Origin of the sequence: Nitrosomonas communis (assembly GCF_001007935.1) — a bacterium.
Taxonomy (GTDB): domain Bacteria; phylum Pseudomonadota; class Gammaproteobacteria; order Burkholderiales; family Nitrosomonadaceae; genus Nitrosomonas; species Nitrosomonas communis.
On the sequence record NZ_CP011451.1, the window covers coordinates 2186187 to 2212395 of the forward strand.

General features: G+C 45.7%; 13 protein-coding genes. 9 read left to right on the forward strand and 4 right to left on the reverse strand.

Annotated features, from left to right (window positions below; translation table 11 throughout):
• The first annotated feature begins 12 nt into the window (after positions 1–12).
• From AAW31_RS22750 to AAW31_RS09935, 4 genes are all read left to right on the forward strand, one after another.
• The gene (locus tag AAW31_RS22750) at positions 13–7485 is read left to right on the forward strand and encodes a calcium-binding protein (RefSeq protein ID WP_052752173.1); all 7473 of its coding nucleotides are present in this window, start codon (positions 13–15) and stop codon (positions 7483–7485) included.
• A 295-nt stretch (positions 7486–7780) separates the two neighbouring features.
• The gene (locus AAW31_RS09925; protein WP_046850127.1) at positions 7781–8581 is read left to right on the forward strand and encodes an alpha/beta fold hydrolase; all 801 of its coding nucleotides are present in this window, start codon (positions 7781–7783) and stop codon (positions 8579–8581) included.
• 308 nt (positions 8582–8889) lie between these two features.
• On the forward strand, positions 8890–10101 hold the full coding sequence (zapE, locus tag AAW31_RS09930; protein ID WP_046850128.1) for a cell division protein ZapE: 1212 nt from the start codon (positions 8890–8892) through the stop codon (positions 10099–10101).
• Positions 10102–10423: 322 nt separating this feature from the next.
• Positions 10424–11695 (forward strand): type 1 periplasmic-binding domain-containing protein, encoded by a 1272-nt coding sequence (locus tag AAW31_RS09935; protein WP_046850129.1) that lies wholly within the window; start codon positions 10424–10426, stop codon positions 11693–11695.
• A gap of 440 nt (positions 11696–12135) precedes the next feature.
• On the opposite strand, the gene AAW31_RS09940 is transcribed toward AAW31_RS09935, so the two are convergent.
• Together AAW31_RS09940 and AAW31_RS09945 are read right to left on the reverse strand one after the other, a co-directional pair.
• Entirely contained in the window at positions 12136–14847 is a 2712-nt protein-coding gene (locus AAW31_RS09940; protein ID WP_082110404.1) for a UvrD-helicase domain-containing protein, read from the reverse strand.
• 375 nt (positions 14848–15222) lie between these two features.
• The gene (locus tag AAW31_RS09945; RefSeq protein WP_235264349.1) at positions 15223–15963 is read right to left on the reverse strand and encodes a class I SAM-dependent methyltransferase; all 741 of its coding nucleotides are present in this window, start codon (positions 15961–15963) and stop codon (positions 15223–15225) included.
• A gap of 639 nt (positions 15964–16602) precedes the next feature.
• Between AAW31_RS09945 and AAW31_RS09950 the strand changes: the two genes are divergently transcribed.
• The 4 genes from AAW31_RS09950 to bfr (AAW31_RS09965) all read left to right on the forward strand — a co-directional run bounded on the left by AAW31_RS09950 (position 16603) and on the right by bfr (AAW31_RS09965) (position 20426).
• Complete coding sequence (locus tag AAW31_RS09950; RefSeq protein WP_046850131.1) at positions 16603–18273, forward strand: protein kinase domain-containing protein; 1671 nt, start codon at positions 16603–16605, stop codon at positions 18271–18273.
• A gap of 176 nt (positions 18274–18449) precedes the next feature.
• Positions 18450–18731, forward strand: a complete 282-nt coding sequence (locus AAW31_RS09955) for a cupin domain-containing protein (RefSeq protein ID WP_046850132.1) — start codon at positions 18450–18452, stop codon at positions 18729–18731.
• A gap of 745 nt (positions 18732–19476) precedes the next feature.
• Positions 19477–19941 carry a bacterioferritin gene (bfr, locus tag AAW31_RS09960; RefSeq protein WP_046850133.1) on the forward strand — a complete coding sequence of 155 codons (465 nt, stop codon included), beginning with the start codon at positions 19477–19479 and terminating at the stop codon, positions 19939–19941.
• A gap of 17 nt (positions 19942–19958) precedes the next feature.
• Positions 19959–20426, forward strand: coding sequence for a bacterioferritin (gene bfr / locus AAW31_RS09965; protein WP_046850134.1), 468 nt, complete (start codon positions 19959–19961; stop codon positions 20424–20426).
• Between the two features lie 88 nt (positions 20427–20514).
• On the opposite strand, the gene AAW31_RS09970 is transcribed toward bfr (AAW31_RS09965), so the two are convergent.
• A complete protein-coding gene (locus AAW31_RS09970; RefSeq protein ID WP_046850135.1) occupies positions 20515–21000 on the reverse strand; it encodes an LEA type 2 family protein in 486 nt (161 codons plus the stop codon).
• Between the two features lie 432 nt (positions 21001–21432).
• A complete protein-coding gene (locus tag AAW31_RS09975) occupies positions 21433–24819 on the reverse strand; it encodes a M20/M25/M40 family metallo-hydrolase (protein WP_052752175.1) in 3387 nt (1128 codons plus the stop codon).
• A 177-nt stretch (positions 24820–24996) separates the two neighbouring features.
• On the opposite strand from AAW31_RS09975, the gene AAW31_RS09980 reads away from it, so the two are divergent.
• Complete coding sequence (locus AAW31_RS09980) at positions 24997–26088, forward strand: TolB family protein (protein ID WP_144413051.1); 1092 nt, start codon at positions 24997–24999, stop codon at positions 26086–26088.
• Positions 26089–26209 lie beyond the last annotated feature (121 nt).

The window sequence follows — 26209 nt, forward strand, 5'->3', positions numbered from 1 at the left end:
GAGCTTCGGAAGATGGATGAGCAATCCGCAATTAATGAAATTATTGCCAGAAATAATGCTAATAATCCAATGTCTGTTAACGAACTCCGAGCACTGGCAAATACCGTAGATGTCAGTACAGGAAATTCAACTATATTGTTGTATAGCGGGGGTGTAGGAGAAATTATAGATCCAGTTATTGGTTACAGAGAATTTAAAGCCTCAGATTTTGCAGAATCTCTTTCAAATGCTATTTCTGTAAGGACAATTACAGATACACAGGTAGGAATATTCTTAAAAAATGTGGATTTTAGGCAAGCATTAGAAGATGCCGCCAATCGCGAAGGGTTAAATTTTGATACTTTATACCTTGGAATCGATGCGAATGGTGCTCGCATCAACAACACTAGTTTTTGGGATGAGGCTTCAGCACGGCTTGTGAACAGCCATACAGGAGATTTCCGCTTGATTATGCCGCATGCACCTGACGGTAGTGTTGCTGTGGCAACGGAAATCCCGGCTTTGTTGAGTAAAACTATCCAGCCCGGACAGAAAGTGAATGGTATTAATCTCCAGGATTGGCAAGACAGGTATCGGGTGGAGAAATTATTGAATGGTGAGAATGCTGCAAAGACAGAGCTAGTCGATCTAATTCGCGCTACATCCAATGCAGATCTGGCAGGTATGAATGTGGGGCGTGATAGTTCAGGTAAGCTATATATTGATACGAATACTTATTTGGGAAGAGCACTTGGATTGCCAGCCAAGGAAATTCCTGCAGGTGTTGATGTTACCAGATTGGCATTATTAGAGGATATGCATTTGACAAATAGCGATATGACTCTGTATGTCAAATATGGTGATTTACTCAACAAGGCAGGTTTGGTTGGAGATGTTCTAGGCACAGCTTTGGCTATCGCACAGGCGCAGCATGCCTATAATAGTGGAAATCCTAATGAGGCAGGTGCTATTTTAGCTGCACATGCTGGTAGTTTAGTAGGTGGTTTTGCTGCTGGAACGGCCTCTGCTGCGCTTGTAGCAGGTCTTCTGCTGGCGCCTGGTATCAATGTTGGTGTCGGAGCCGGCATGGTAATAACGGGAGTAGCTGGATTGGCTGGTGGCTACTTTGGCGGGCTGGCTGGGGAGAAGCTTTTCGAGGATTTGTATAGGGATGTGACAAGTATCGATATGGCGCTCTTTTTCCAGAATCTTGCAGAAGATTTTTCGTGGGCAATCAATCGCCTCAGTACTTTTATTATGCAAGATCTAGGTGATCTTGCGGGTATATTAAACACCGTTAATAATTTCTTTCTCCAATTCAAAAACTGGGTACCGCCTCGGATAGATCCGTTGGTGCTTGATCTGGACAATGACGGTATCGAAACCATCGGTATCAATGGCTCGATTGTCTTTGATCATGATGGTGATGGTATTAAAACCGGTACAGGATGGGTGGGGAAAGATGATGGTTTTCTGGTACTGGATCGTAATGACAATGGCACCATTGATACAGGGGCAGAGCTGTTTGGAGTCGATACCGTAAAATCTGACGGAAAACTAGCTATCAATGGTTTTGATGCATTATCGGATCTCGATTCCAATGCAGATGGATTATTTAACCAGAATGATGCGCAATTCTCGCAGGTGCGGGTTTGGCAAGACCTGGACCAGAATGGTATTTCCACAGCCAATGAGTTGTTTTTATTATCACAACTGGGTGTGGTTAGTATTAATTTAAAAGCCACTGCCAAAAATGTCAATTTTGGTAACGGCAATGTGCAAACGGCCTCAGCGGCGCATTTGACTATAGATGGTGAGGGACAGACAGGTAACCTGGATCTTGCCAATAATCCGTTTTACCGGGAGTTTGTTAATAGCATTCCACTTACAGAGGAAGCATTCATTCTACCAAACGCAAAAGGATCTGGTCTGGTGCGTGATTTGCGAGAAGCAGCTAGCTTGTCTTCAGACTTAACCAATCTAGTCAAAAATTACGTTAGCCAGACTAGCTATGCTGGACAGAGAGCATTGCTGGATGACTTGTTAATTGCCTGGGCTGAAACTTCCACTATGAAAACCAGTGTCGATCAGGCTGTAGACAAAGGTTATTACCTGTTTTATTTGATCCCAGGCCAATCATGGCCAGATTATGATAAACATCTTAGTTATTGGGATTCAACGAATAGCAGTGTTGTAGATGCACTTAGCCTATCAATGCGCGAAGAATACCAAACGCTTCTGCAACAGCAGCAAGAAACAGTAGGAATTCTCAGTGTATTGGAGCGTTTTAATGCTTCACCTTTTGTAACGGTAGGTACAGACCGGGTAACTTTGGGTAATGGAGCACAGAACATGGTGAATCCGGCACCGATTAGTGATGGTACAAGTATAAGAAGAGTATTTGTATCTTTATCGGCTACGCAAACGGAGTTGATGCAGCAAGGTTATGAGACATTGAAGGAATCCGTATATGGAAGTCTTGTCTTGCAGACGCGCCTTTCACCATACTTGAATGAGATTACCCTGAATGTGACTGAAACGGCAGGAGTTTCTGTGGATTTTTCTAGAGTGAACTCGTTGCTTAATAATCAAAAAGTGGTAGATCCTGTTTCTGCATTGGCAGACTTAATCGAACTGAACAAATATGCGGGACATATATTATCCCAAAATGGCTGGAATGGCCTTGATTTGTTGCGAAACTGGATTGATGAAGGCGTCGGCGGTAAGCAAGCAGATGTCATCCTGCAGGATTTGAATGTTAGTATTATCGAACGGGATACCTCTGCCGGTAGTAAAGATGACATCATTTTTAGCGAACCAAGCAATATAGTATTAAACGGCTATATCGGTAACGATATGCTAAATGGTGGTGCTGGGAATGACACTCTTGCTGGCAGTAGTGGTAATGATATTCTTCAAGGTGGTAGTGGTCGCGATCTATTGATGGGGGGTGATGGTGACGATATCTTGCGTGGTGGTATGGGGGAAAACGATCACCTGAGAGGTGATAACGGTAACGATACTTATCTCTTTGCTGCTGGCGACGGTAATACTTCCATTGATAACAATGACACAGGCACAAGCTATGATGTGCTGCAATTTATGGAGGGGATTAATCCTGGCGAGGTGGTTGTGACGCGCGATAGCAGCAATCTCTACCTGACCCTGACTAGTACCAGCGAAAAAATTACTGTCAGCAACTACTTTTACCAGGATGGAGTGGGTCCTTATGTCCTGGATGCGATTGAGTTCAGTGATGGCACCAGCTGGGATGTTGCCACTGTTAAGCAGAAAGTAATGCAGGGCACGAGCGAGGCTGACAACCTCACTGGCTTTGCCAGCAATGATACGATTGACGGCCTGGAAGGCAACGATAGCTTGAATGGCGCGGCAGGCAACGATACCTTACTGGGTGGTGCGGGTAATGATACCCTCTCCGGAAGCGAGGGCAACGACATACTGGAAGGAGGCGACGGTACTGACGTGCTGTATGGCGGCAGCGGAGATGACACGCTGAGCGGGGGCGCAGGTGCCAACGATTCTCTGACAGGCGATGCCGGCAATGACACCTATTTATTTGCCGCTGGCGAAGGCCACACCAGCATTAATAATTACGATACCAGTACTAGCCGCCATGATGTGCTTCGTTTCCTCGAAGGGATCAATCCTGGCGATGTATTAGTAAGCCGTGATAGCAGCAATCTCTACCTGACCCTGGCTGGTACTGGTGAAAAAATCACCGTCAGCAGCTACTTTTACCAGGATGGAGCCGGCCCTTATGTCCTGGATGCGATTGAGTTCAGTAATGGTACCAGCTGGGATGTCGCCACCGTCAAACAGAAAGTACTGCAGGGCACGAGCGGAGCTGACAACCTCACTGGCTTTGCCAGCAATGATACGATTGACGGCCTGGAAGGCAACGATAGCTTGAATGGCGCGGCAGGCAACGATACCTTACTGGGTGGTGCGGGTAATGATACCCTCTCCGGAAGCGAGGGCAACGACGTGCTGGACGGAGGTGACGGTACTGACATGCTGTATGGTGGTGCTGGAGATGATACGCTGAGCGGGGGCGCCGGTACCAACGATTCCCTGACAGGTGATGCCGGCAACGATACCTATCTATTTGCCGCCGGCGAAGGCCACACCAGCATTAATAATTACGATACCAGTACTAGCCGCCATGATGTGCTTCGTTTCCTCGAAGGGATCAATCCTGGCGAGGTAGCTGTAACACGTAATAGCAGCAATCTCTACCTGACCCTGACTAGTACTGGCGAAAAAATTACTGTCAGCAACTACTTTTACCAGGATGGAGTGAGCCCTTATGTCCTGGATGCCATTGAGTTCAGTGATGGTACCAGCTGGGATGTCGCTACCGTTAAGCAGAAAACGCTGCAGGGCACGAGCGGGGCTGACAACCTCACCGGCTTTGCCAGCAATGACACAATGAACGGTCTGGCTGGCAATGACACTCTGTCTGGCGGCAATGGCAACGACGTGCTGGAAGGAGGCGATGGTACTGACATGCTGTATGGCGGCAGCGGAGATGACACGCTGAGCGGGGGCGCCGGTGCCAACGACTCTCTGACAGGCGATGCCGGCAATGACACCTATTTATTTGCTGCCGGCGAAGGCCACACCAGCATCAATAACTATGACACCAGCGTGGGTCGCCATGATGTGTTGCGCTTTATGCAAGGGATCAATCCTGGCGAGGTAGCTGTAACACGTAATAGCAGCAATCTCTACCTGACCTTGCAGAGCACCGGCGAAAAAATCACCATCAACAGCTACTTTTACCAGGATGGAGCCGGCCCTTATGTCCTGGATGCGATTGAGTTCAGTGATGGCACCAGCTGGGATGTTGTCACCGTTAAGCAGAAAACGTTGCAAGGGACGAGCGGGGCTGACAACCTCACCGGCTTTGCCAGCAATGACACAATGAATGGTCTGGCTGGCAATGACACTCTGTCTGGCGGCAATGGCAACGACGTGCTGGAAGGAGGTGATGGCACTGACATGCTGTATGGCGGCAGCGGAGATGATACGCTGAGCGGGGGCGCCGGTACCAACGATTCCCTGACAGGTGATGCCGGCAACGATACCTATCTATTTGCCGCCGGCGAAGGCCACACCAGCATTAATAATTACGATACCAGTATTAGCCGCCATGATGTGCTTCGTTTCCTCGAAGGGATCAATCCTGGCGAGGTAGCTGTAACACGTAATAGCAGCAATCTCTACCTGACCCTGACTAGTACTGGCGAAAAAATTACTGTCAGCAACTACTTTTACCAGGATGGAGTGAGCCCTTATGTCCTGGATGCCATTGAGTTCAGTGATGGTACCAGCTGGGATGTCGCTACCGTTAAGCAGAAAACGCTGCAGGGCACGAGCGGGGCTGACAACCTCACCGGCTTTGCCAGCAATGACACAATGAACGGTCTGGCTGGCAATGACACTCTGTCTGGCGGCAATGGCAACGACGTGCTGGAAGGAGGCGATGGTACTGACATGCTGTATGGCGGCAGTGGAGATGACACGCTGAGCGGGGGCGCCGGTGCCAACGACTCTCTGACAGGCGATGCCGGCAATGACACCTATTTATTTGCTGCCGGCGAAGGCCACACCAGCATCAATAACTATGACACCAGCGTGGGTCGCCATGATGTGTTGCGCTTTATGCAAGGGATCAATCCTGGCGAGGTAGCTGTAACACGTAATAGCAGCAATCTCTACCTGACCTTGCAGAGCACCGGCGAAAAAATCACCATCAACAGCTACTTTTACCAGGATGGAGCCGGCCCTTATGTCCTGGATGCGATTGAGTTCAGTGATGGCACCAGCTGGGATGTTGTCACCGTTAAGCAGAAAACGTTGCAAGGGACGAGCGGGGCTGACAACCTCACCGGCTTTGCCAGCAATGACACAATGAATGGTCTGGCTGGCAATGACACTCTGTCTGGCGGCAATGGCAACGATGTGCTGGAAGGAGGTGACGGTACTGACATGCTGTATGGCGGCAGCGGAGATGATACGCTGAGCGGGGGCGCAGGTGCCAACGACTCTCTGACAGGCGATGCCGGCAATGACACCTATTTATTTGCCGCCGGAGAGGGCAACACCAGCATCAATAACTATGACACTGGTGTAGGCCGCCATGATGTGTTGCGCTTTTTGCAAGGGATCAATCCTGGCGATGTATTAGTAAGCCGTGATAGCAGCAATCTCTACCTGACCCTGGCTGGTACTGGTGAAAAAATCACCGTCAGCAGTTATTTTTACCAGGATGGAGCCGGCCCTTATGTCCTGGATGCGATTGAGTTCAGTGATGGCACCAGCTGGGATGTTGCCACCGTTAAGCAGAAAACGCTGCAAGGGACAAGTGGGGCTGACAACCTCACCGGCTTTGCCAGCAATGACTCAATGAATGGTCTGGCTGGCAATGACACTCTGTCTGGCGGCAATGGCAACGACGTGCTGGACGGAGGCGACGGCACTGACATGCTGTATGGTGGTGCTGGAGATGACACGCTGAGCGGGGGCGCCGGTACCAACGATTCCCTGACAGGCGATGCTGGCAACGACACCTATTTATTTGCCGCTGGCGAAGGCAACACCAGCATTAATAATTACGATACCAGCGTGGGTCGCCATGATGTGCTTCGTTTCCTCGAAGGGATCAATCCTGGCGATGTATTAGTAAGCCGTGATAGCAGCAATCTCTACCTGACCCTGGCTGGTACTGGTGAAAAAATCACCGTCAGCAGTTATTTTTACCAGGATGGAGCCGGCCCTTATGTCCTGGATGCGATTGAGTTCAGCGATGGTACCAGCTGGGATGTCGCCACCGTTAAGCAGAAAACGCTGCAGGGCACGAGCGGGGCTGACAACCTCACCGGCTTTGCTAGCAATGATACGATTGATGGCTTGGAAGGCAATGATAGCCTGAATGGCGCGGCAGGCAACGATACCTTACTGGGTGGTGCGGGTAATGATATCCTCTCCGGAAGTGATGGCAACGACGTGTTGGAAGGAAGTGACGGCAGCGACATGCTATATGGTGGTGCTGGAGATGATACGTTGCGAGGCGGTTCAGGAGGCAACGATTCCTTGACAGGCGATGCAGGTAACGACACTTATTTGTTCAAAATTTCCGACGCAAAAGATATTATCAATAATTATGATACCGATGTAAAAAGTTTTGATGTTCTAAGAATTACTGAGGTGTCTTTTGAAAATCTTTGGTTCAGTCGCAATGGGAGCAACTTGCAGATAAATATAGCAGGCACAGATGATCAATTAACAATAACTAACTGGTATAGCGGTAACACTTACCAATTGGATCAGATCACTGCTGACTCTTCCTCCTTATTGAAGGAACATGTTGATCAGTTAGTTTCAGCCATGTCTTCATATAAGGTGCCAAGCGGTGAAGGCAATATCATTTCACAAGATGTGATGAATGCATTGCAACCAGTATTCAATGAAGTATGGCTATAAGATAGAGATAATCAGCTTACACACAAGGATAAAACAAATTGTTTTATACGCAGACGAGATTATATGATTATAACGATTTCATTTGACAATTTGAATAAATTGATATGTTTTCAATGCATTGCTGATGGTTCTGCACACGAAGTGACATTCCCTGCCCATTATAGATAGGTGCAAGTATGCCAAATAATTAAACTCAAAATAAATAACTCCTTAACTACTCAGCAGCAAGTTTGACCAAATATACGGCTTTACGTATATTGCACTTTTGCAAAAAACGCTATTTTCCCTACCTCTCATGCCAAAAATTCAAGTCAACGGAGCGAAATTACATTACACAGAAGAGGGAACGGCACCAGAGACTATCCTGTTTGCCCATGGCCTGTTGTGGGGTGGCCAGATGTTTGAGGCACAGGTCAATGCGCTTAAAGATCGCTACCGTTGCATCACGTTTGATTTTCGCGGCCAAGGGCAAAGTGAAGTCACACAAGGCGGCTATGACATGGAGACCCTCTATCAGGATACGGTTGCTTTAATTGAGGCGTTGGGCTGTGCACCTTGTCATTTTGCCGGGCTTTCGATGGGAGGATTTATGGGGATGCGGTTGGCAGTCCGACGGCCAGAACTTCTGCGGTCGCTGATCCTGCTGGGAGCATCGGCTGATGCTGAGCCAAAAGAAAATATTCCGCGCTATAACCGGCTCAACTTTATTGCGCGCTGGTTCGGCTTGAGATTGGTCGCTGCGCCGGTTATGCGGATCCTGTTCGGTCAGTCTTTTCTTACCGACCCTAACCGTGCCGCACAGCGTGAGGAGTGGAAAAAGCATTTGATCGCCAATCATCGCATCGGCATCACGCGTGCGGTCAAAGGCGTGATAAATCGTCAGGGTGTTTACGATGAGATTGGCAAAATTACTACGCCTACCCTGATCCTCGTCGGTGAAGAAGATGTCGCCACGATACCGGCCAAAGCCGAGCGTATCCAAGCCCGGATTGCTGGATCACGTTTGGTCAGGATTCCCAAGTCAGGACATTCTTCCACCATAGAAGAGCCTGAAGCTGTCAATCTGGCTATTAAAACATTTCTGAACAGTCTGTGAAGACAACACCACGGTCTTCCCTTTGTGCTAATCAAAACCAAGAATAAATTTTATCTGTAAAAGCACTCACCATTGCTTGAGACTACTTCTTGGATTTATACCGATATCATGAATAACATGATTTTTGACTGAGAAAAGACGGTGGCTGGCCGAGATCGAGCTGATTCTAGTGGGGAAGCTATGCGAGATGGAATTTTTGTGCCATTGGGAGATTTATGACTGTATTTCCCATCCCAAGACACTGAACTCTTTCGTTATTTCCTCTCATGTTAAAATTGCTGATCCTTTTTGCTAAAAGGTCGCACCTCATGAAATACCCAATAGAAGAAAATGGACCTGAAGCTGAATATCAAACATTGATGCAGACTGGGGAGCTCAAGCCTGATGCTGATCAGGCCAGAGCAGTCGCTTCATTGGAACGATTGCACCGTGAGTTGGTTAATTACCCGGCGATAGGAAACCAGAACAATAAGTTCTCGTTCAAGAATTGGTGGCCGACTGGTTTGTTTGGTTGGTCAGGCAGTAAGCCCGCTCCCAAAGGGATTTATCTTTATGGGGGAGTAGGGCGCGGTAAATCGATGCTGATGGATCTGTTTTATTCTGTCGCTCCAATGACATTCAAACGACGGGTGCATTTCCATGAATTTATGCTGGATATCCACGCCCGGCTTAAGCAGGCGCATGATCTTTCTGCACAGAAACGGGTGCAGCATGGCGGAGGACGTGCCAGTGATGCTGACCCCCTTCTGGTTATTGCACGGCAAATAGCCGGTGAAGCGACCCTGCTCTGTTTTGATGAGCTGCAAGTGACCGATATTGCAGATGCCATGGTGCTGACCAGGCTGTTCAATGCGCTGTTTGAGCAAGGTGTAATTGTGGTAGCCACTTCTAACAGGCCGCCCGACGAGCTTTACAAGCATGGCCTCAATCGCCACCGCTTTCTGCCTTTTATCGAGCAAATCAAGGAAAGGCTTGAGCTGGTTGCGCTTGAGGGGCCGGTTGATTATCGCTACAACCGTCTCAAGGGTGCGCAAACGTATTATTTTCCGGTCAATGAGGAAACGACAGCTCAATTATCTGCCACCTTTTTCCGCCTGACCGATCGGCGCATAGAAGACCGCGCGAAGGTGCCCAGTGAAACGCTGAATGTGCAGGGGCGCGCGCTGTTTGTGCCCAAAGCAGCACGCGGTGTAGCAGTCTTTTCATTTAAACGGCTATGCGCAAACCCGGTAGGTCCGGCAGACTATCTCGCCATTGCCAGAACTTATCATACCGTTATCATGGTTGCGATTCCGCAATTTACCCCGGAAAACAGCGACCAGGCCAAGCGCTTCATCACTTTTATCGATGCGCTTTATGAGCATAACGTCAAATTCTTATGCTCGGCCGCTGTACCTCCTCAATCGCTTTATGCAGGGGGAGGGATCAGTTTTGAATTTGAACGCACGATTTCCCGTTTGATGGAAATGCAATCGGAAGATTACTTGACGAGAGGGCATGGCAAGGTTGTAGCGGATTAAAAACTTCTGTTTTGGTTGGTGGCAGCGAATCCTCAATACTCGAGATTAAGGGAAACCGATAGCAAAACAAGAAGGAATAATCGAATCTTACCCTTTGGTTCTATTTTATGAAAAGAAATTGTATGCCTTTGTATGATTGCGTTTCTTTTGTGATTTCTTATCATATTTAGAGAAAATGAATGGATCAGCTAACTCTTTTTGCTGTGCTTCCAATGTCAATCAGAAAATTACCGTTAATCATTGGATCAGTCTGTCCATCAATTCATAAATTTATGTGCGTTAGCTTTTCTGGTGCTGGTCAAAAAAAGAACACTTCACACCTATGCTAGATGCGATCAAAGGACTATTTAAACGCGTTTGGACCATTTTCTGGAAATGGATCCTTACCCCTTTGTTATCTATCATCGTGGGTATAGCAATTGTTCGTCCGTTAATTGATAATTACGTGCGGCCTGAGTCTTACACAATTTATTTTGTTGGCAATTTCGATAATGATGATGTTAATAAAATATGGAAAAAATTTAACCAGGAATATAAAGATGACTTAGAGATCGATGGTGTCAAGATTAAGCTACGGAAATTCGATGGCAAGGAAACGGATGCAAAGCGTATTTCCGAAAAGCTTGCCAAGGAGCACGACACTTTGATGGTAATTGGACATCTCTACAGCACTCCCACTCAAATCGCACTACCCAACTATTTACAAGCTGATCCGCCTATTCCCGTTATTCTGGCTTTTGAAAGCAACCCGAATGTGCTTCCACCAAGAATTCCCATCGATACCTTTTATCCAGTATTTCGTCTCTCCCCTACTGATGACAAGCAAGCAGAAACGGCCGCAGATTTTATAATTAGCAATAAAGGTAAAAAAATCTGGGTAGTGGAGGATGCATCTAACAATGTTTATTCCAGTTATCTGGCAAGTGAATTCATTAAACAAATTCATATAAAGAATGAATCCAGTAAGGTAATCCTCTGGAGCATGGATAAAGAAATTCTATCCTTTGATACTGTGAAAACGCTAGGAATCGACTGGATTTTCTATGCTGGGAATTGGTCAAACAGCCTTATTTTGATCCATCAGATCAGTGAAATATGGAAGAACCAAACCATGCCATCAATTTTATTAAGTGACTGGAATGTCGATAAGGCTTTTCTCAATCAAGAAGCAGTCAATATGAAAAAGGTATTTTTTACCCATACCATGAAAGCTGAAGACTATAATAAAGAAGGCTATGGCTACTGGGGTAAACTTGCTCATCAGTTATTAAAACAATTGGTTCAAAACGCGGATGAGGAATTCGATGAACTAGTAAGCGAGAGAAGTGGGCCTGCATACTATATACGCCGGTTGGTTAATTTCCGTGATGTTGCTGATGCACGTAACGCCCTGTATAGGGTGATGGAAAAATCAGTAAATCTGGAGAAGCCCTTTGATTTAGGGGAACAGCAATATATATTTAGGAGAGATGGGGCAGGAGTAAAAAACTTGTACCATGTGTGGAGAGTGTGTGAGCATGAATTTGTGGATTTTCCACGAGAAAGCTGGGAAATTCATGGAATAGAAGAGTGTGACCCCAAGGTATCCCCATGAAATCAACAGCCTTTGTTAAAAAGCCTTTACTCAATTGAGTATAGCAGCGCATTGCATCGACGTCGCATTCTGAGAAGCGCGATACTTCCTATTTTGCTGATTTCGATATTACAGCACGGGTTTTCCTATAGCTAATACATCATAAATATTGAATTATTCATCTTCCAGTTTGAGCGAACGTAGGGCGCAATCGTTATTGTGCCGAATTAAAAATGCAAGTGCAATGCGCTTCGCTTATTGGCACCCTACGTCTACAAATCATTAGCTGCAATCGAATAGTCGGACAGGACCCATCGTTTGAAGTAGATTAAAGCTACTGATTCAAAGATTCAGCCAATAATTATCCCACCCGTATTGACCCGATCTGCACACTGATAGTGTAATTCGTTTTTTTGTTCGTATCTCAGCCGGGCTAGAAAGTAAGGTCCGATAAATTTCAGTTATTGCAGTACCGGTTTATCAATGGTCAATAAATCATAAATATTGATCCATTCTCCTTCCACTTTCAGTGCCAGACAAGGATTGAAAACATAAATGCCGCGCATGACACGATAAAACAATTTGCGGTTGTATTTATCGTCTTTGTTGATTTCGTTCTTTGACAGAATACTGGACAGATAAGTCCGTTGTTTGCGCCGTTCCGGCAAAATACTATAGGGAATGTGCTGCACTGCATTGATAAAATCCTGGCTAGAGAATCCTGCCGGTCGGTAAAATATTTTTTTCGACATGACGCGGTAAGACATTGCGACCATCAGATTGAGCATGAAGAATTCCATGGTGTGCTGGTCGAGCTTGACCAGGCGCCCATCGACCTGAATACTCATGCTGGTGGGTTCGAGCTGCTCATAGATGTCGGCTAGTTTCTTTTTGGCGTAGCTTTCGTTGCGAACCGTTTGCGCCAGAGCGATTTGAAAAGCTGTAAGACCATTGCCATCTACTTTTTCAGTATCAGCGCCCAGCTCAATCAGCGCCTTGATTACTTCGGTATTGCCCATCCAGGCAGCGACCATTAATGGCGTTTGATTAAACATATTGCGAAAATCCGGGCCATATTGATCTACCTGCCTGAGGACGGCATCGGGTTTTTTAAAGCTATAGGCGCTATAGTGCTTCTGTTGCAGTAGCTGCAAGCTTTTTTCAGGGTGTTGCGCGGCTTTGAACCCGGCTTTCTGCAGGCTATCTAGAATGCTTCTATCTTCATAGACTAAACCATACTCAAGCAGGGCCATTCTGGCGTTTTTGTCGGCATTGTCAATGGCTTTTTGTTTTAGCTCAGCCAGGACAGATCCAGCGATGACCTGCCAGTCTGGTGTTTTTTGTTTGAGAATTTCCTGGCGAATGCGCTCAGCTTGCTCCTGCTTGCCCTGAAGTTCGAGTTTATGGGCTTCCTGACGCCAGGCATCCAGACTGGAATTCTGGCTGGCAAGCTGCAGGCTTTCCTGAGCATTACGCAAACCTAACAGATCCAATAAAGGTTGTTTGGGATTGTTTTCAATCCAGTATAGGTTTTTAACTGCCCTGGTCAGCGCAACGTACAGGGCATTGATATAAAATTTGTAGACTTCCAGTGATTTGTCAGTTTTATCCTTGGCACGGGCATATTTAATGTCTTGATCGAGATCAGCCAGACTGACGCCTTTGCTGATTTCACGATAGCGGCTTTCTTCCTGACTCAGAAAGTTATAGAGAATGATGTTTTCATATTCCAGTCCCTTGGCTTCCTGAATGGTAAAAACCAACGGCGTGCTGAAATATTGTTGTGCGGCTGGTTTTTGGTCGGCCGTCATCACGATGATGGCAAAAAGAGTGGAAGTTCTGGTTTTGCTGTCCAGTTCCTTGCGAACCGAAGCCGTGTCCTGCAAAAACAATACTTCGCCCTGGTTGTGACCGTTGCTTTCTACTAGATAATGACTTTCCTTGTCGATGGAGCCAAAGCGCTGGTTTTTGATTTTTAGAATCTTGTTGGCAATATCAGTGACTTGCGGTGAATTGCGGTAATTGGTATTCAGAATCCGGATCAGCTCATCAGATGTCTGAAGATCATCTTGCCGGTAAAACAGGCTTTTTACTTTCGACCAGGAAAAGAAGTTGGGGTGGACGATCTGGTTGGAGTCGCCACACAAGATAAAATTCTGCGTTTCATGCAGCGATTTGATGATCAGATAGAGCTGAATATTGGTCAAATCCTGCACTTCATCCACTACGACAAAATCATAACGTGGCTGAATGTATTGAAGATACTGATGGCTGACGATATTGCTGTCATAAAAATGTTCTTTCTGAAGGAAGGCCAGGTATTTTTCAAACACGTCATAGGCTAATTCGCGTTCTTCCGCCAGAAAAATCGATTCTTTGACGCCCAGATTCAGATAATCTTCACGGCTTAACCAGCTTTTGTCGGTGGCAGGCCCAGTGATAACGCCGCGAAACTCCTCGAATAATTTGTGCGCATCTTTTAATGGACCTTGGCGATAGCGGCCAAACCACTGCTGGAAAGCCTGAAAGGTGACAGGCTTGCCTTCCGGTACGCGAATACTTTCCAGAAATTCCTGGAACGATAAAAAATCAATCTCCTGATCGGGGTTATCGTAATGGTGCGCATAATATAAATCGCGGGAATTTTTAACCAGATAAGCTGATTGAGTGACATACAGGACATCGCCTATGGCCTGTTTCATTTTTTCCAGCGTCAGGGCCGTCTTGCCGCTGCCAGCTGAACCTATCACAATGAGCGGTGGATGTAAGTCATAAACCGATTGTTGGTAATCATCAAATGAGATGATTTTGTCCAACAGATTAAATGAGTTATGGTTAGGATTAAGATAAACCAGTTGCTTTCCAGCAGGCTCTTCGAGTTTGGATATGACTGGAATTTTATCTTCATCAATATTGCTAACCTGACGCAGAAAACGCGAATCCTGATAAGCGTGGTTTTTAATAAATTCCAGAATCAGCGCATAATTTTCTTCCTGATAACGATAAATCGAAAATAGCAGCCGATCACGCTGATTAAGCTTGGCTCGGTACAAATTCTCCTCAATTTTTTTAACTTCGGCTGATTTGAAGTTATCCTCTTCCAGGTATTTTTGTAGCTTGGAGAAACCAGGAATAGTATTGGGGTTAAGCTCGTTGTAGAGAAGTACTTTCATAACAACCTACTGATAAAAGTCATGCGACAAGGATGAGAAGGTGATTAAGCAATGCGGGGTATTCAAGAAAAATAATATACGCAAAGCGGGTTGTTTAGTCAAAGCACATTACTGAATGATCAAAATGGGTTCTGTTTTCGTATTGAGGGGAATCTCTAGAACTTGAAAAAAGTTGCCATAACCATCCTTGAATTCCATTTCTAAATCAAAACCGATTTGGTCAGCTTCACCTTGCCGTATGATTGATACTGTCTGCGGCTCGCCTTCGTGTCATTTTTGATTTGGAAATGGAAGAAGAAAATACTTGAGGACTGTAGATTGCATCAGTTTTTAATAGTTTGGTGCTCGTATTGCCAAGCACTGGCGAACCCAAACTCAGGATTTTTCCGCTTCAAACAGTATGGCTTGCATCGGATAACGTGTGGGATTGGAACCAAACTCTTGGATCAGTGCTTGCGTTAGCGCCTGTGCGATTTCCTCGGGGTCGACGTCACCGCGCTCTCTTATTTCAAAGATGACCGGACTGAAAATAAGCGCCCGTGCGAAGGCTGACACATCCATAATATCATGCTCCCGTGGCTGAATCGAGATGGTTATTCGCTTAAAGCCGGAACGAACAAGCTTTTCTTTGATGGGATCAATTTCATGACAGGAAACAGGATCAAACAGGAACCTGGGGGTATCCGACGGAAAGAACTGCTTTAGCACCTCAAAAGTTAGACTCGCGAAAGGATTGTAGTGCTCTGAGTCCCAGACACTGAACAAGTAGCGTCCTCCGTTCCTCAGCGTCCGGTTAGCTTCGCGAAAGGCGGCATCTTGATCGAAGAACATTACTCCAAACTGGCAGACCACCGCATCGAACGTTGCGTCGTCGAAAGGCAGTGCTGTAGCATCTGCGATTTGAAATCTGACCTGCTCATGAGGAAGAAATTTTGCGCGTGCGACGTCTAGCATGACATCACTGATGTCGACTGCAGTCAGCCGTGCATCCTTGCTCAGTGCGTCGCGCAACTTCCGCGTGACTATTCCCGTACCTGAGGCGATTTCGAGCACATCGCGCAGCGCTCTTTGCGTGGTGCGTTGCGCGATATCGGCTCCATAGTGTTCGAAAAGCACAGGGCCAAGATCTTGGTCATAAGGAGTGGCGACATCGCCCACATAACCTGCCATTGCAACTCTCCAGAAAGATAACTAATTATAAAAATAAAATAAACACCTGATTGACCTTCTCAACGAATCATAAATTTCAAGTAATGAAGTGATCACCAGATAAAACCAGATTTGTTATTTTGAAAGGCATATTAATTAATTCAGTGATAAGCTACAAGAAAAGTTCTATTATCTAAGAAATAGTCGATTACCTGTTAGCAGTAAAATATTATTTATGGATTACCCCAAATATCCTTATAAAAAATGCTTGAGTAAATAATATCTTAAAGATCAAATCTGATGCGATTGGATCCGACAAGTTATCTTATTAAATAACTTATAAATAAAATCACTTTATTTGCATCCACGATCTCATAAGCTACTTAAAATGTTGCGAAAATGAATGATCGCATCGTGCTCAGAGGGTAGCGATAAGGAAATAAAATAGCAAGTTTCACTAAAATTCTTTTAGCAAAATACATTTTGGGGATAGTCGCCTATCCAATAGATAGGTGGAGAAAGGAGCGCCGAGTAACACTGCGGAGAATGTCACAGTAATTTCTAGCAGTTTCATTGGATGAAATTAGAGAAAGAGATATAAAAACCATGGCATCTATACACGATCAAATTCTGCCTGAGGGTACCCAAATCGGTGTCTTCGAAATTAAAGATACCTTAAAAATTGGCGCGTTCGATATCATTTATCACGGCTGGAATCGTCATATTAAGGAGCAGGTAGAAATACACGAGTATTTTCCCCATGATTTCGCTATTCGTGCAAGCGATGGTTTGGCTGTCGAACCTAAGTCTCCAAGCGATAAAGTAAATTTTGAATATGGGTTAAAGGTTTTCTTGCATCAGGCCGAGATTCTCATGCAAATCGAACATCCTAATATTGCTGGCGCAGAGAATGTCTTGCAATTCAATGGGACGGCTTACCAGTTGATGGCTCACCAGGAAGGCTTATCGCTTAACAAGCTGGTCCAGCCTGACACAATAATTGCTGAAACAGAATTAATATTCATTCTGATATCGATCCTGGATGCGCTACAGGAGGTTCATAAATGCAAAATTATTCATGGCGGAATTCAACCGTCGGCCATTTTGCTGGACAAGAATGGTGAACCGCTGCTGACCCATTTCTCTGCTGCACGCTTGGCTATTGCCGCGCGTACCTCTAATCTTGCTAACGAATTAGCAACCGGTTATGCCGCTGTAGAGCAATATGAGCAAGCGAGTGTGCCTGGGCCTGCAACAGATTTTTATGCGTTGGGCGCAACCCTATATTATTGTATGACGCAGCGTCATCCGGATGCGGTCCAAAGCCGGATAATGGCTTTAAGCAAAGGCGAGCCCGATCCGATGACTTTACCTACCGAATCAGCAGGTACTGCCTACAGCGCAGAATTGCTGCAAGCGATCAATTGGATGTTACGGCCCGACTATAACGATCGGCCACAATCAGCAGCAGAGATTTTAATGCTACTCAAATCAACGCATACCGAGAGCCAAGCCAATCCTGCCACTACCGAGCAGAAAACTGTGGATGATACCGGGAGTAGTGCGGTAGCCAAGCGTTTCATAGGGATGGGGCTCATGATTGGAATGATTGCAGCGATTGCCGCTGGTTTGTGGTTTAGTGAAAAAGCTTCAGAACCATTTGATGATCAGCCAGATACCATCGCCACTCAGCCTCCAGCTACGTACCATAACGATCAAACTAGCCTTGCACCAGAAGGGCCAGAAGATCAAACTGTCGCCTTGGCCCGTAATCAAGCCAGTCAGCCAGAAAATCGCCAGATACCAACACAGACGCCTTCATCAGCAGCAAATAGATCAGTTAACAAAGAAGAGCTGCAGGATAATGCCGCCACTGCATCGAAATCCAATGCGGGCCAGCAACAGATGGCGGTTAAGTCATTAATTTCTCAGTCTGCGGATCAGGACTTGTCAGCAAAACCTAGGGATGAAGATACCATCAAAATGCATCTGGCTGCGGCTGAAAAAGCCATGAAAGCGATGCGTTTCACTACACCGCGTAGAGACAATGCTTATAAATACTACCAGATGGTGCTCGCAATCGATCCAGACAACGTAGAAGCACTTTCCGGGCTGCAAAGAATCGTCGATCAGTATGCCCAGCTTATCGACAAGGCTAGAATTGACGGCCGACTGGAACAAGCCGGACTGTATCTGCAAAGAGCTGAATCTGTATTACCGGACGATCCCAAATTACATCGCATTCGAGCAGAGTTGGCTGTTGCAAAGAAAAATTGATCCGATACTTGATTACGATTTTAAAGCCGGTCAAGTGGCTCTGGGGGATCTCTGTCAAATCGTCAACTGATATGATTTTTATCATTAACTTATAACTGACTTTCGACCTATTTATGAAAGCAACTGTATCTGATCTTTTAAAACGAATACCCGGTCCAGTCACTCAGGAATGGCCAATGGGCGAGCCATTTGCGCTAGCGTTTGCACATGGTTCAATGTCTGTCGAGTTATATGCGCCTCGTGGCACAGATATACAAACGCCGCACGAGCAAGATGAGCTTTATTTTATTCATTCTGGACATGGTGAATTTGTCATGGCAGGAGAACGCCATCCATTCGAAGCCGGTACGGTCTTTTTTGTTCCAGCCCATGTCGAGCATCGTTTTGAGAATTTTTCACCTGATTTTTCTACCTGGGTTGTTTTCTGGGGGCCTAAAGGTGGGGAGAAATCAGAATAATACGCCAAAAAGCCAATGCGCTCGCTTGCAATGCTGCTTACGGTCTAGTGAATTAATATAAATTGATGAGATGAGATATAGAACCGGCAGCGCTATGGCAAACATGCTTATTGTCTCTTAATGTACTACATGCGCAAATCACGGTTTGTGCGCTGACCATGGAAACGGATGGCGCGGATGCGTAGAGAGCAAAGAATGCTTAGCGTATTCAAACCTGATGGTTCAGTTAGTTTCGGAGGAGAATCGTCCGCGCAAGGGACTGACTGAGGGACGCATCCGTGTTATTCCCTTACCAAATCACAACTGATTTTGTCGGCTTCATCTGGCCGTATTATTTATCCTGTCTACGGCTCGCTTTCGCGTCATGTTTGATTTAGAAATGCAATAAGGTATATAGCAAGATAGGGTTCGATTGTTATTACTATCCTAACGACGCGAATAGATACTCCTAAATCCAAGCCACAATATCTCAAAGGATCGTTCCCTTTCCTGCCCTTCTTCCAATATTTACAAACTGCTTCATGGCACTGTGATCATATTCCATCACGCTTTTCGGTACGTTAGAACTCCCGACTCGACTATGTCGCAGACGCGAGCGGAAACAATATTAAGAATGGTTTTCATTTATTAATCAATATCTTAGTATTGTTTTTGTATTCTGCAGGCTTTATAATGCGTAAAACCTGAATTAAACATCGTGCTGTATTTACAGTCAGGTGCACGTTAACCAAATGGAGGTATCAAGTTGAAAGGCGACAATCAAACAGTAAACCTTCTGAACAAGGTATTGAAAAACGAGCTCACCGCTACCAACCAGTTTTTTCTCCATGCCAGAATGTACAAAAACTGGGGGTTGGATGGGTTGAATGAACACACCTATAAAGCCTCAATCAAGGCGATGAAACAAGCAGACAGCCTCATCGAAAGGATTCTTTTTCTAGAAGGCCTTCCTAACCTGCAGGATCTTGGAAAATTGCTGATTGGGGTGGATCCGTTAGAAATGCTTCAGGGAGATCTGGAGCTGATGAACGCTATTCGAACGCAACTTATAGAGGCGGTCAATCATTGCGAATCCGTCTCCGATTATGTCAGCCGTGAATTGCTTGAGGAAATGCTGGAACATACCGAAGATCATCTCGATTGGTTGGAAACCCAGTTAGAGCTGGCTGAAAAAGTGGGTATTCAGAACTATCTGCAATCCAAAATATAATTTGAGGAAAATATCTTATGAAAGGTAACGCAAAAATTATCGATATCCTGAACCAACTTCTTGCCGGGGAGTTGACCTCAATGGATCAGTATTTTACCCATTCACGTATGTATGATGATTGGGGGTTCAGCAAACTTTATGAACGCATTGATCATGAAATGGATGATGAAAAACAGCACGCCAATCTTCTGATCAAGCGAATTTTGTTACTGGAAGGCGTACCAGCAGTGGGTAACCGCAGTCCACTTAGAATCGGTAAAGACGTGCCGGAAATGCTGGAAAATGACCTGGAATTGGAACGTTCCGTGATAACTGCATTGCGTAACGCCATTGCCGTTTGTGAGCAGGAGCAGGATTTCCAGACGCGGGAAATCCTTGAAACCATGTTGGAAGACACAGAGGAAGACCACGCGCATTGGCTGGAACAACAGTTGGGGCTCATTAAAAAAGTTGGATTGCAAAATTACCTGCAGTCACAGATGTAACAGCTGAGCGGCGATCCAAAGCCTGTGAGACAGCTAGCAGCGCTGTCTTGATGTTAGTGCAATATTTGAATTAGCTAAGAAAAAGAAGTTAAAACTTTTCTAAATTTTCAACGCGGTCAAATGGCAAAGATACGTCACCTTTCTGCTCAAAAGGAATACTACTGCTCAGGCCTCGCAGGAAAAGTCGCCCAAAAAGCCGGTAATCTACCTTGTCATGACCAGATTTCTGCAATTGGCTCAACTGCTTCCATACCATTCCAAGCGTGCTAGTTGCTTTAACTTCTATTACTGTTTCACCCATGCGTGGTACGGTCACGGCCTTATCTGACAGGCCCTTGGCGAAAGATGTTCCGTTAAGTTCAACATCAAAGGTCATGCCATTGATATGCAGTGCTACGTCATTTGGATTACGGATGCGCAACTTGACGAGGAATCGCTGTTCCAAGAAACCAAGTTTTTCCAGTTCGATATCAGCCAAGGTGATGTCGGGACTCTGCTTTATTCCAGCCAGTTGCGTGCAACCAGCTACTAAAACAGCCATGCCCAGTAACAGTATCAGAACAATGCGTTTCATGTTACTCTCCAAATAATCAACATAAATGCCTCTTTTAACTCGAACTAAACTAAGGTGAAAGATAGGTGGATCAAGAGACGCTGCATTTTTTAGTCTGATGGTGATGATTTTGTTGACGATGTAACGTACAAAGGTAGACCAACAATCCATTTTTGACAACTGAGGCGTATTCTAGGTCATGCGTAGTGTAACCACTCTATCCCCATTTCTGATATGATTAACCCAGAGCTTTCATTGACTAGCTTGCGTTAATTACCAGCACGGTATATTCTTATAGTGTATGCCAGTCGAACATTGCTAATCCAGCCATTCCATTTCACAATCCCCTTGGCTTTGCCGGCTTCACCTTGCCGTATTACATATACTGTCTGCGGCTCGCCTTCACGTCATTTTTGATTTAGAAATGGAATAAACCCATCCCCACTGGACCAATTAACGCTCAACTAAAACTACCTCAACCGTATTTACTTTACCGTCCCGCAGGTATTGCAGAATGGTTTTCTGTCCAGCCTCAAGCGTTCTCAAGATATTGGCATACGCTGCCAGATCGCTGATCATTTCTCCAGCTAATTGAATCAGGATGTCGCCCGCCTTTAGCTGTGCCTGATGTGCTGGGGAGTCGTGAATAACGTTATCCACGCGTACGCCTTCACCTTGATGGGAGAAATCCGGCACTGTGCCGAGGCTGGCTTTGCGTTTTTCCTTAACTGTTGTGGATTTTGGCTGCGCATGTTGCGATGGCAAAGCCGCGGTCAAAGGTTCGGGACGATTAGCTAGATATTCGGTTGCTTCCTTGAGGATGGCAGCCACTTTAACTAGTCCAGCTGTATCGATTTTATCTACCGTATCGCCGGGGGCATGATAATCTTCATGTGCGCTGGCAAAGAATTGGACAGCTGGTATGCCGGCTTGGATGAAAGCCGCCTGATCGCTGGAACCGAAATCATCCTGCACCGCGTTGACCGGAATACCGGTGACAAAGCCTGCGCCGCGAAATACATGCACCAGTTCACGTGCTGTGCCGGTGCCGAACAGTGTTACCGGATTGTTGCCCAAGCGGCCTACTGTATCCAAATTGAGCATGGCGATTATTTTTTCTGCCGGATAGGTTCTGGTATTGTTAATGAAATGCTTTGAACCGAGCAGATTGGCTTCTTCACCCGTGAAGGCGATAAAAATAATACTACGCTGCGGTTGCCACTTAGTAGCGATTTGTCGCGCCAGCTCTAACATAACGGCTACTCCACTGGCATTATCATCTGCACCGTAATGTATTTTTCCATGGTTGGCAGCACGCACATCCGGCCAGCCCATGCCCAGATGGTCATAATGCGCACCAATGATTAAACTTTGCCCAGCTAATTCCGGATTAGTGCCTGGCAAAATTCCGATTACATTACGCAAGGTGATCTTTCCTTTCGGCGCGCCTACCTCTTGCTGCCAAGTCTGGTAATAGCTATTGTTATCCCCACCGGGTAATAGACCAGCTTGCTGGAAATTTTGTGCGATATAGTCTGCAGCAACTTCCAATTCTAGACTGCCCAATTCACGCCCCTTAAAGGCTTCGCTGGCTAAGTGGGTGATATCAGCCAGCATACGACTTTCCGAAAACAACGGCGGCAATTCCGCCAATGCGCGGCGGGGGGTTAAAGAGCCAACATGAGTGGAAGTAAACGAAGCATCATCCTTTTGCTTGATCAACCGAGTCAAGGGTGATTGGATAACAGGCCATTGACCTTTGTTGATATTGGTCAATTCGTCGCCTTCAAATGCCAGGTAACTATATTTGCGATAATGTGGCAGCTTTCTGGTTAATTCTGCAATTGCATTGGGATGATCGGATGCTACCCATAGCAGTGTTTTATCCGGATTGGCTGGCTGTCTGGCTGTCAGCACAATGGCATGCCTGGTTGGTTGATAAGTGTGTTGATCCAGTTGCAGTGCGCCTGAGTGATAGACAACATTCTGTTCTGCCAAAGTTGTAACCAACGCCTGGCTGAATTTATTTTGCCAGCCCATAATCCAGACTGTTCGATCGGCAGGAAGCGTTGCTAGCTGATCATCGCGCACCACTTCCAGCTGACCGGATTGGGTTTTTTGCCAATTTGCAGCCAAGGACTGATACGCTTGCAATACTGCTTTATCCGCATTGGCTGGCAGCACTAATAGCGGTTTTTCCGCGCCGAAGCCTTGTGATAGCGCAGCAGGAATTTCGCGGTTATCGAGACGCCTGAACACATCAAATTGAGGATCAATATCGATGCGCACCGGGCGTGCTTTAAAATCCATTTCTATTTCATTGGTTAACTGACCAATGCTGATGTTCGCTTGATAAGCCTGTTCTTCGCCTTCCAAATGAACAGCAATAGGTACAGTTAACTGATAGGGTTTGCCTTGCTGGGCTTGTTTGATTGCCACCTTGAGCTTAAATCCTTGCGCTGTAGGTTCAGCCTGTGCCTCCTGCATTAATAAATTGGGCGCGCCACTATGGTAGACCCACTGCTCAAAGAACACAGAAAAATCCTTGCCCGTAAGCGAGTTAAAGGTTGCCTTCAAATCCTCAAAGGTCGCTTGTTTGAATCTGAATTGTTTATAAAAAGTGCGTAACACCCGGATAAATTCCTTATCACCTAATTGCTGTCGCAGCATATGAAAAAACATCATGGTTTTCCCATAGCCGACTGCTTCTGAACTGGAACTATGGCGTGAAGTAAACTGGGCAATCGGAAAATCTTTTTCTTTGCTCACAAAATCCGTGTATTTTTGCAGCACGTCACGCCGGTATTCCTCTCCTTTACCCCCTTGTTCACTCACCAGATGGTCAGCAAGATAAGCTGTCAAACCTTCCGACCAGTTTCCTTTGCTGTAATCGACGAAGACGCCATTGCCCCAGTAATTATGCAAAATCTCATGCGGATAGGAAGAATGCAGGATGAAAGGGAAGCGCACTACTTTGGGGCCGAGCAGCGTAAAAGAGGGCATACCGTAGCCGGTCTCCCAGAAATTCTCAACCAGGGCAAATTTGGAATAAGGATAAGGCCCCAGCAGCTTGTTATACATGGCAATATATTGTGCGGTAGTATCCAGGTATTTCTGGGCTAATGCTTGATCAGGACTACGCAGATAAACGAATGCCTTTACTGCGCCTGCTGACTGTGTATAGCGCTGATAACGGCCCGCAACGATATAGATATCGTCCTGAGGCTGTTTCTCTTCCCAACTTACATGGTGGGCGGTTGCTGTTTTTTGCTCATGTACCAAGGTGCCCTGGCTGACGGCATCCCACTCGGCAGGCATTTGGATATTCAGAAGAAATGACACCATCGCATCCTCAAACTGGGGATACCAGGCGGTAGAAGTGGCCAAGAAAACGCCTTCATCAGAGATGAGCCCGGGTGTATAACTGAAACTGCGAGCATATTCCAGACCTGGGCCCTGCACGGCATGATTGATTTTTCCGCTGAAGGTTAAAGTAAATTCCTCTTGTTGGGGCGGTAAGGTCAAGGTGTACAGTTTTAAGGGAACCGGCCTGGCGCTCAAAGCCGCATTGCTTTGCTGGATAGCTACCTGCGCACCTTTTACTTCAGTCACGGTCAAATCGGCATGCAGACTGAAATCAAGCTGGGTAGCTGTTTTATTGTTTCGGTAGCGTTCGGGGACACGTACCAGATCTTTTACCCGAATTTCAGAGGTATCTGGCAAAAGTGTAATTTGCATCTGATGATGGAATGGCTCGCTGCTGGCAAATAGGGTTACACCATAGAGTAAGCAGCTGATGAGGAAACCCCATGTCATGCTCAATTTGATTGATTTTTTCATTCTTTAAATTTTATCGCTATTTTGTTATTCAGCTTATTTTGCAGGATTTTGATGAGATCACCAACCCATTGGGAACAACTTGTTAAGCTTATATCTTGTATACTTTGTTTTTAATGTTTTATTTAAATGTTTTTTAGCAACTTGACTTTTATGAGCGAAATGAAAAGTTTTACACACATGTTTTCTAATATTAACGCGCTACTATTTATGAATGGGCTACTCTCAGCATTTGTTTTCTTTGCTGTGGCTCAGGCTAGTGCAGCCGATTTTATCAGCGAGGAGCATCAGCTTTCAGACAAAGAAGTCAGGGTCGGTGAAGCCTATTATCGCGCAGATATGAAATGGATGGCTTATCAGGCAGAAGTAGCTGAGGAAAATCCCTTTTATCAAATTTACCTGAAGAATCTTGAGAATGGAAAGGTACAGCAGGTATCACCAGGGACAGGTAAAACGACTTGTTCATGGGTACATCCTTTACAAGAAAAAGTACTGTTTTCTTCAACCCATGACGATCCTGATGCCAAAGCCAAGATGACCGCCGAGATTGAAAGAAGAAAATCCGGTGAACGGCAATCGTATGCCTGGGACTATGATGAATTTTATGACATCTATGAAACTAACTTTCAAGGCGGGAAAATCAAGAATCTCACCAATACGCTGGGTTATGATGCTGAAGCTTCCTGGTCACCTGACGGCAAACTGATCGCGTTTGCTTCCAACCGCAGGGCTTACACCGAGCAATTATCCGAGGAAGAAGCTGCGCTGTTCAAAAAAGATCCTTCTTCTTTAATCGATATTTACATTATGAATGCGGATGGCTCCAACGTAAAAAGATTAACTCAGAACAATACTTATGACGGTGGGCCATTTTTCAGTCCGGACGGCAAAAGAATTGTGTGGCGCCGCTTTTCAGCCAATGGCAGAGAGGCAGAGATATTCACCATGAACATCGACGGCTCAGACCAGAAGCAAATTACCCATCTCAATATGATGTCCTGGGCGCCTTTCTATCATCCTTCCGGAAAATATATCATTTTCTCAACCAACGTTCATGGACACCGGAATTTTGAGCTGTACATTGTTGATGTGGATGGCAAAAAAGAGCCGGTACGGGTAACGGACAAAGAAGGTTTTGATGGATTGCCGGTATTTACGCCCGATGGCAAATATCTCACCTGGACCAGTGACCGTACACCTGAGAAAAAAGGCCATCTCTTTCACGCAAAATGGAATCATGAGAAAGCGTTGGAAAGCCTTTCCTTAAATTGAATTGAAATAAGATAAATGAAGCAAATGAATGTAATATATTCAAGGACTAGAAAAGAAGAGTGAATCAAGCTTAATTCTTTTCGCGTTTCATTGATACTTGCAAACAGACATCATTTAGGGT

Coding starts and splice junctions, on each gene's coding strand:
- zapE (WP_046850128.1), top strand. CDS start 8,890: ATGAAATACCCAATAGAAGAAAATGGACCTGAAGCTGAATATCAAACA.
- AAW31_RS09935 (WP_046850129.1), top strand. CDS start 10,424: ATGCTAGATGCGATCAAAGGACTATTTAAACGCGTTTGGACCATTTTC.
- AAW31_RS09950 (WP_046850131.1), top strand. CDS start 16,603: ATGGCATCTATACACGATCAAATTCTGCCTGAGGGTACCCAAATCGGT.
- AAW31_RS22750 (WP_052752173.1), top strand. CDS start 13: ATGGATGAGCAATCCGCAATTAATGAAATTATTGCCAGAAATAATGCT.
- AAW31_RS09955 (WP_046850132.1), top strand. CDS start 18,450: ATGGGCGAGCCATTTGCGCTAGCGTTTGCACATGGTTCAATGTCTGTC.
- bfr (WP_046850134.1), top strand. CDS start 19,959: ATGAAAGGTAACGCAAAAATTATCGATATCCTGAACCAACTTCTTGCC.
- AAW31_RS09970 (WP_046850135.1), bottom strand. CDS start 21,000: ATGAAACGCATTGTTCTGATACTGTTACTGGGCATGGCTGTTTTAGTA.
- AAW31_RS09940 (WP_082110404.1), bottom strand. CDS start 14,847: ATGAAAGTACTTCTCTACAACGAGCTTAACCCCAATACTATTCCTGGT.
- AAW31_RS09975 (WP_052752175.1), bottom strand. CDS start 24,819: ATGAAAAAATCAATCAAATTGAGCATGACATGGGGTTTCCTCATCAGC.
- AAW31_RS09980 (WP_144413051.1), top strand. CDS start 24,997: ATGTTTTCTAATATTAACGCGCTACTATTTATGAATGGGCTACTCTCA.
- AAW31_RS09925 (WP_046850127.1), top strand. CDS start 7,781: ATGCCAAAAATTCAAGTCAACGGAGCGAAATTACATTACACAGAAGAG.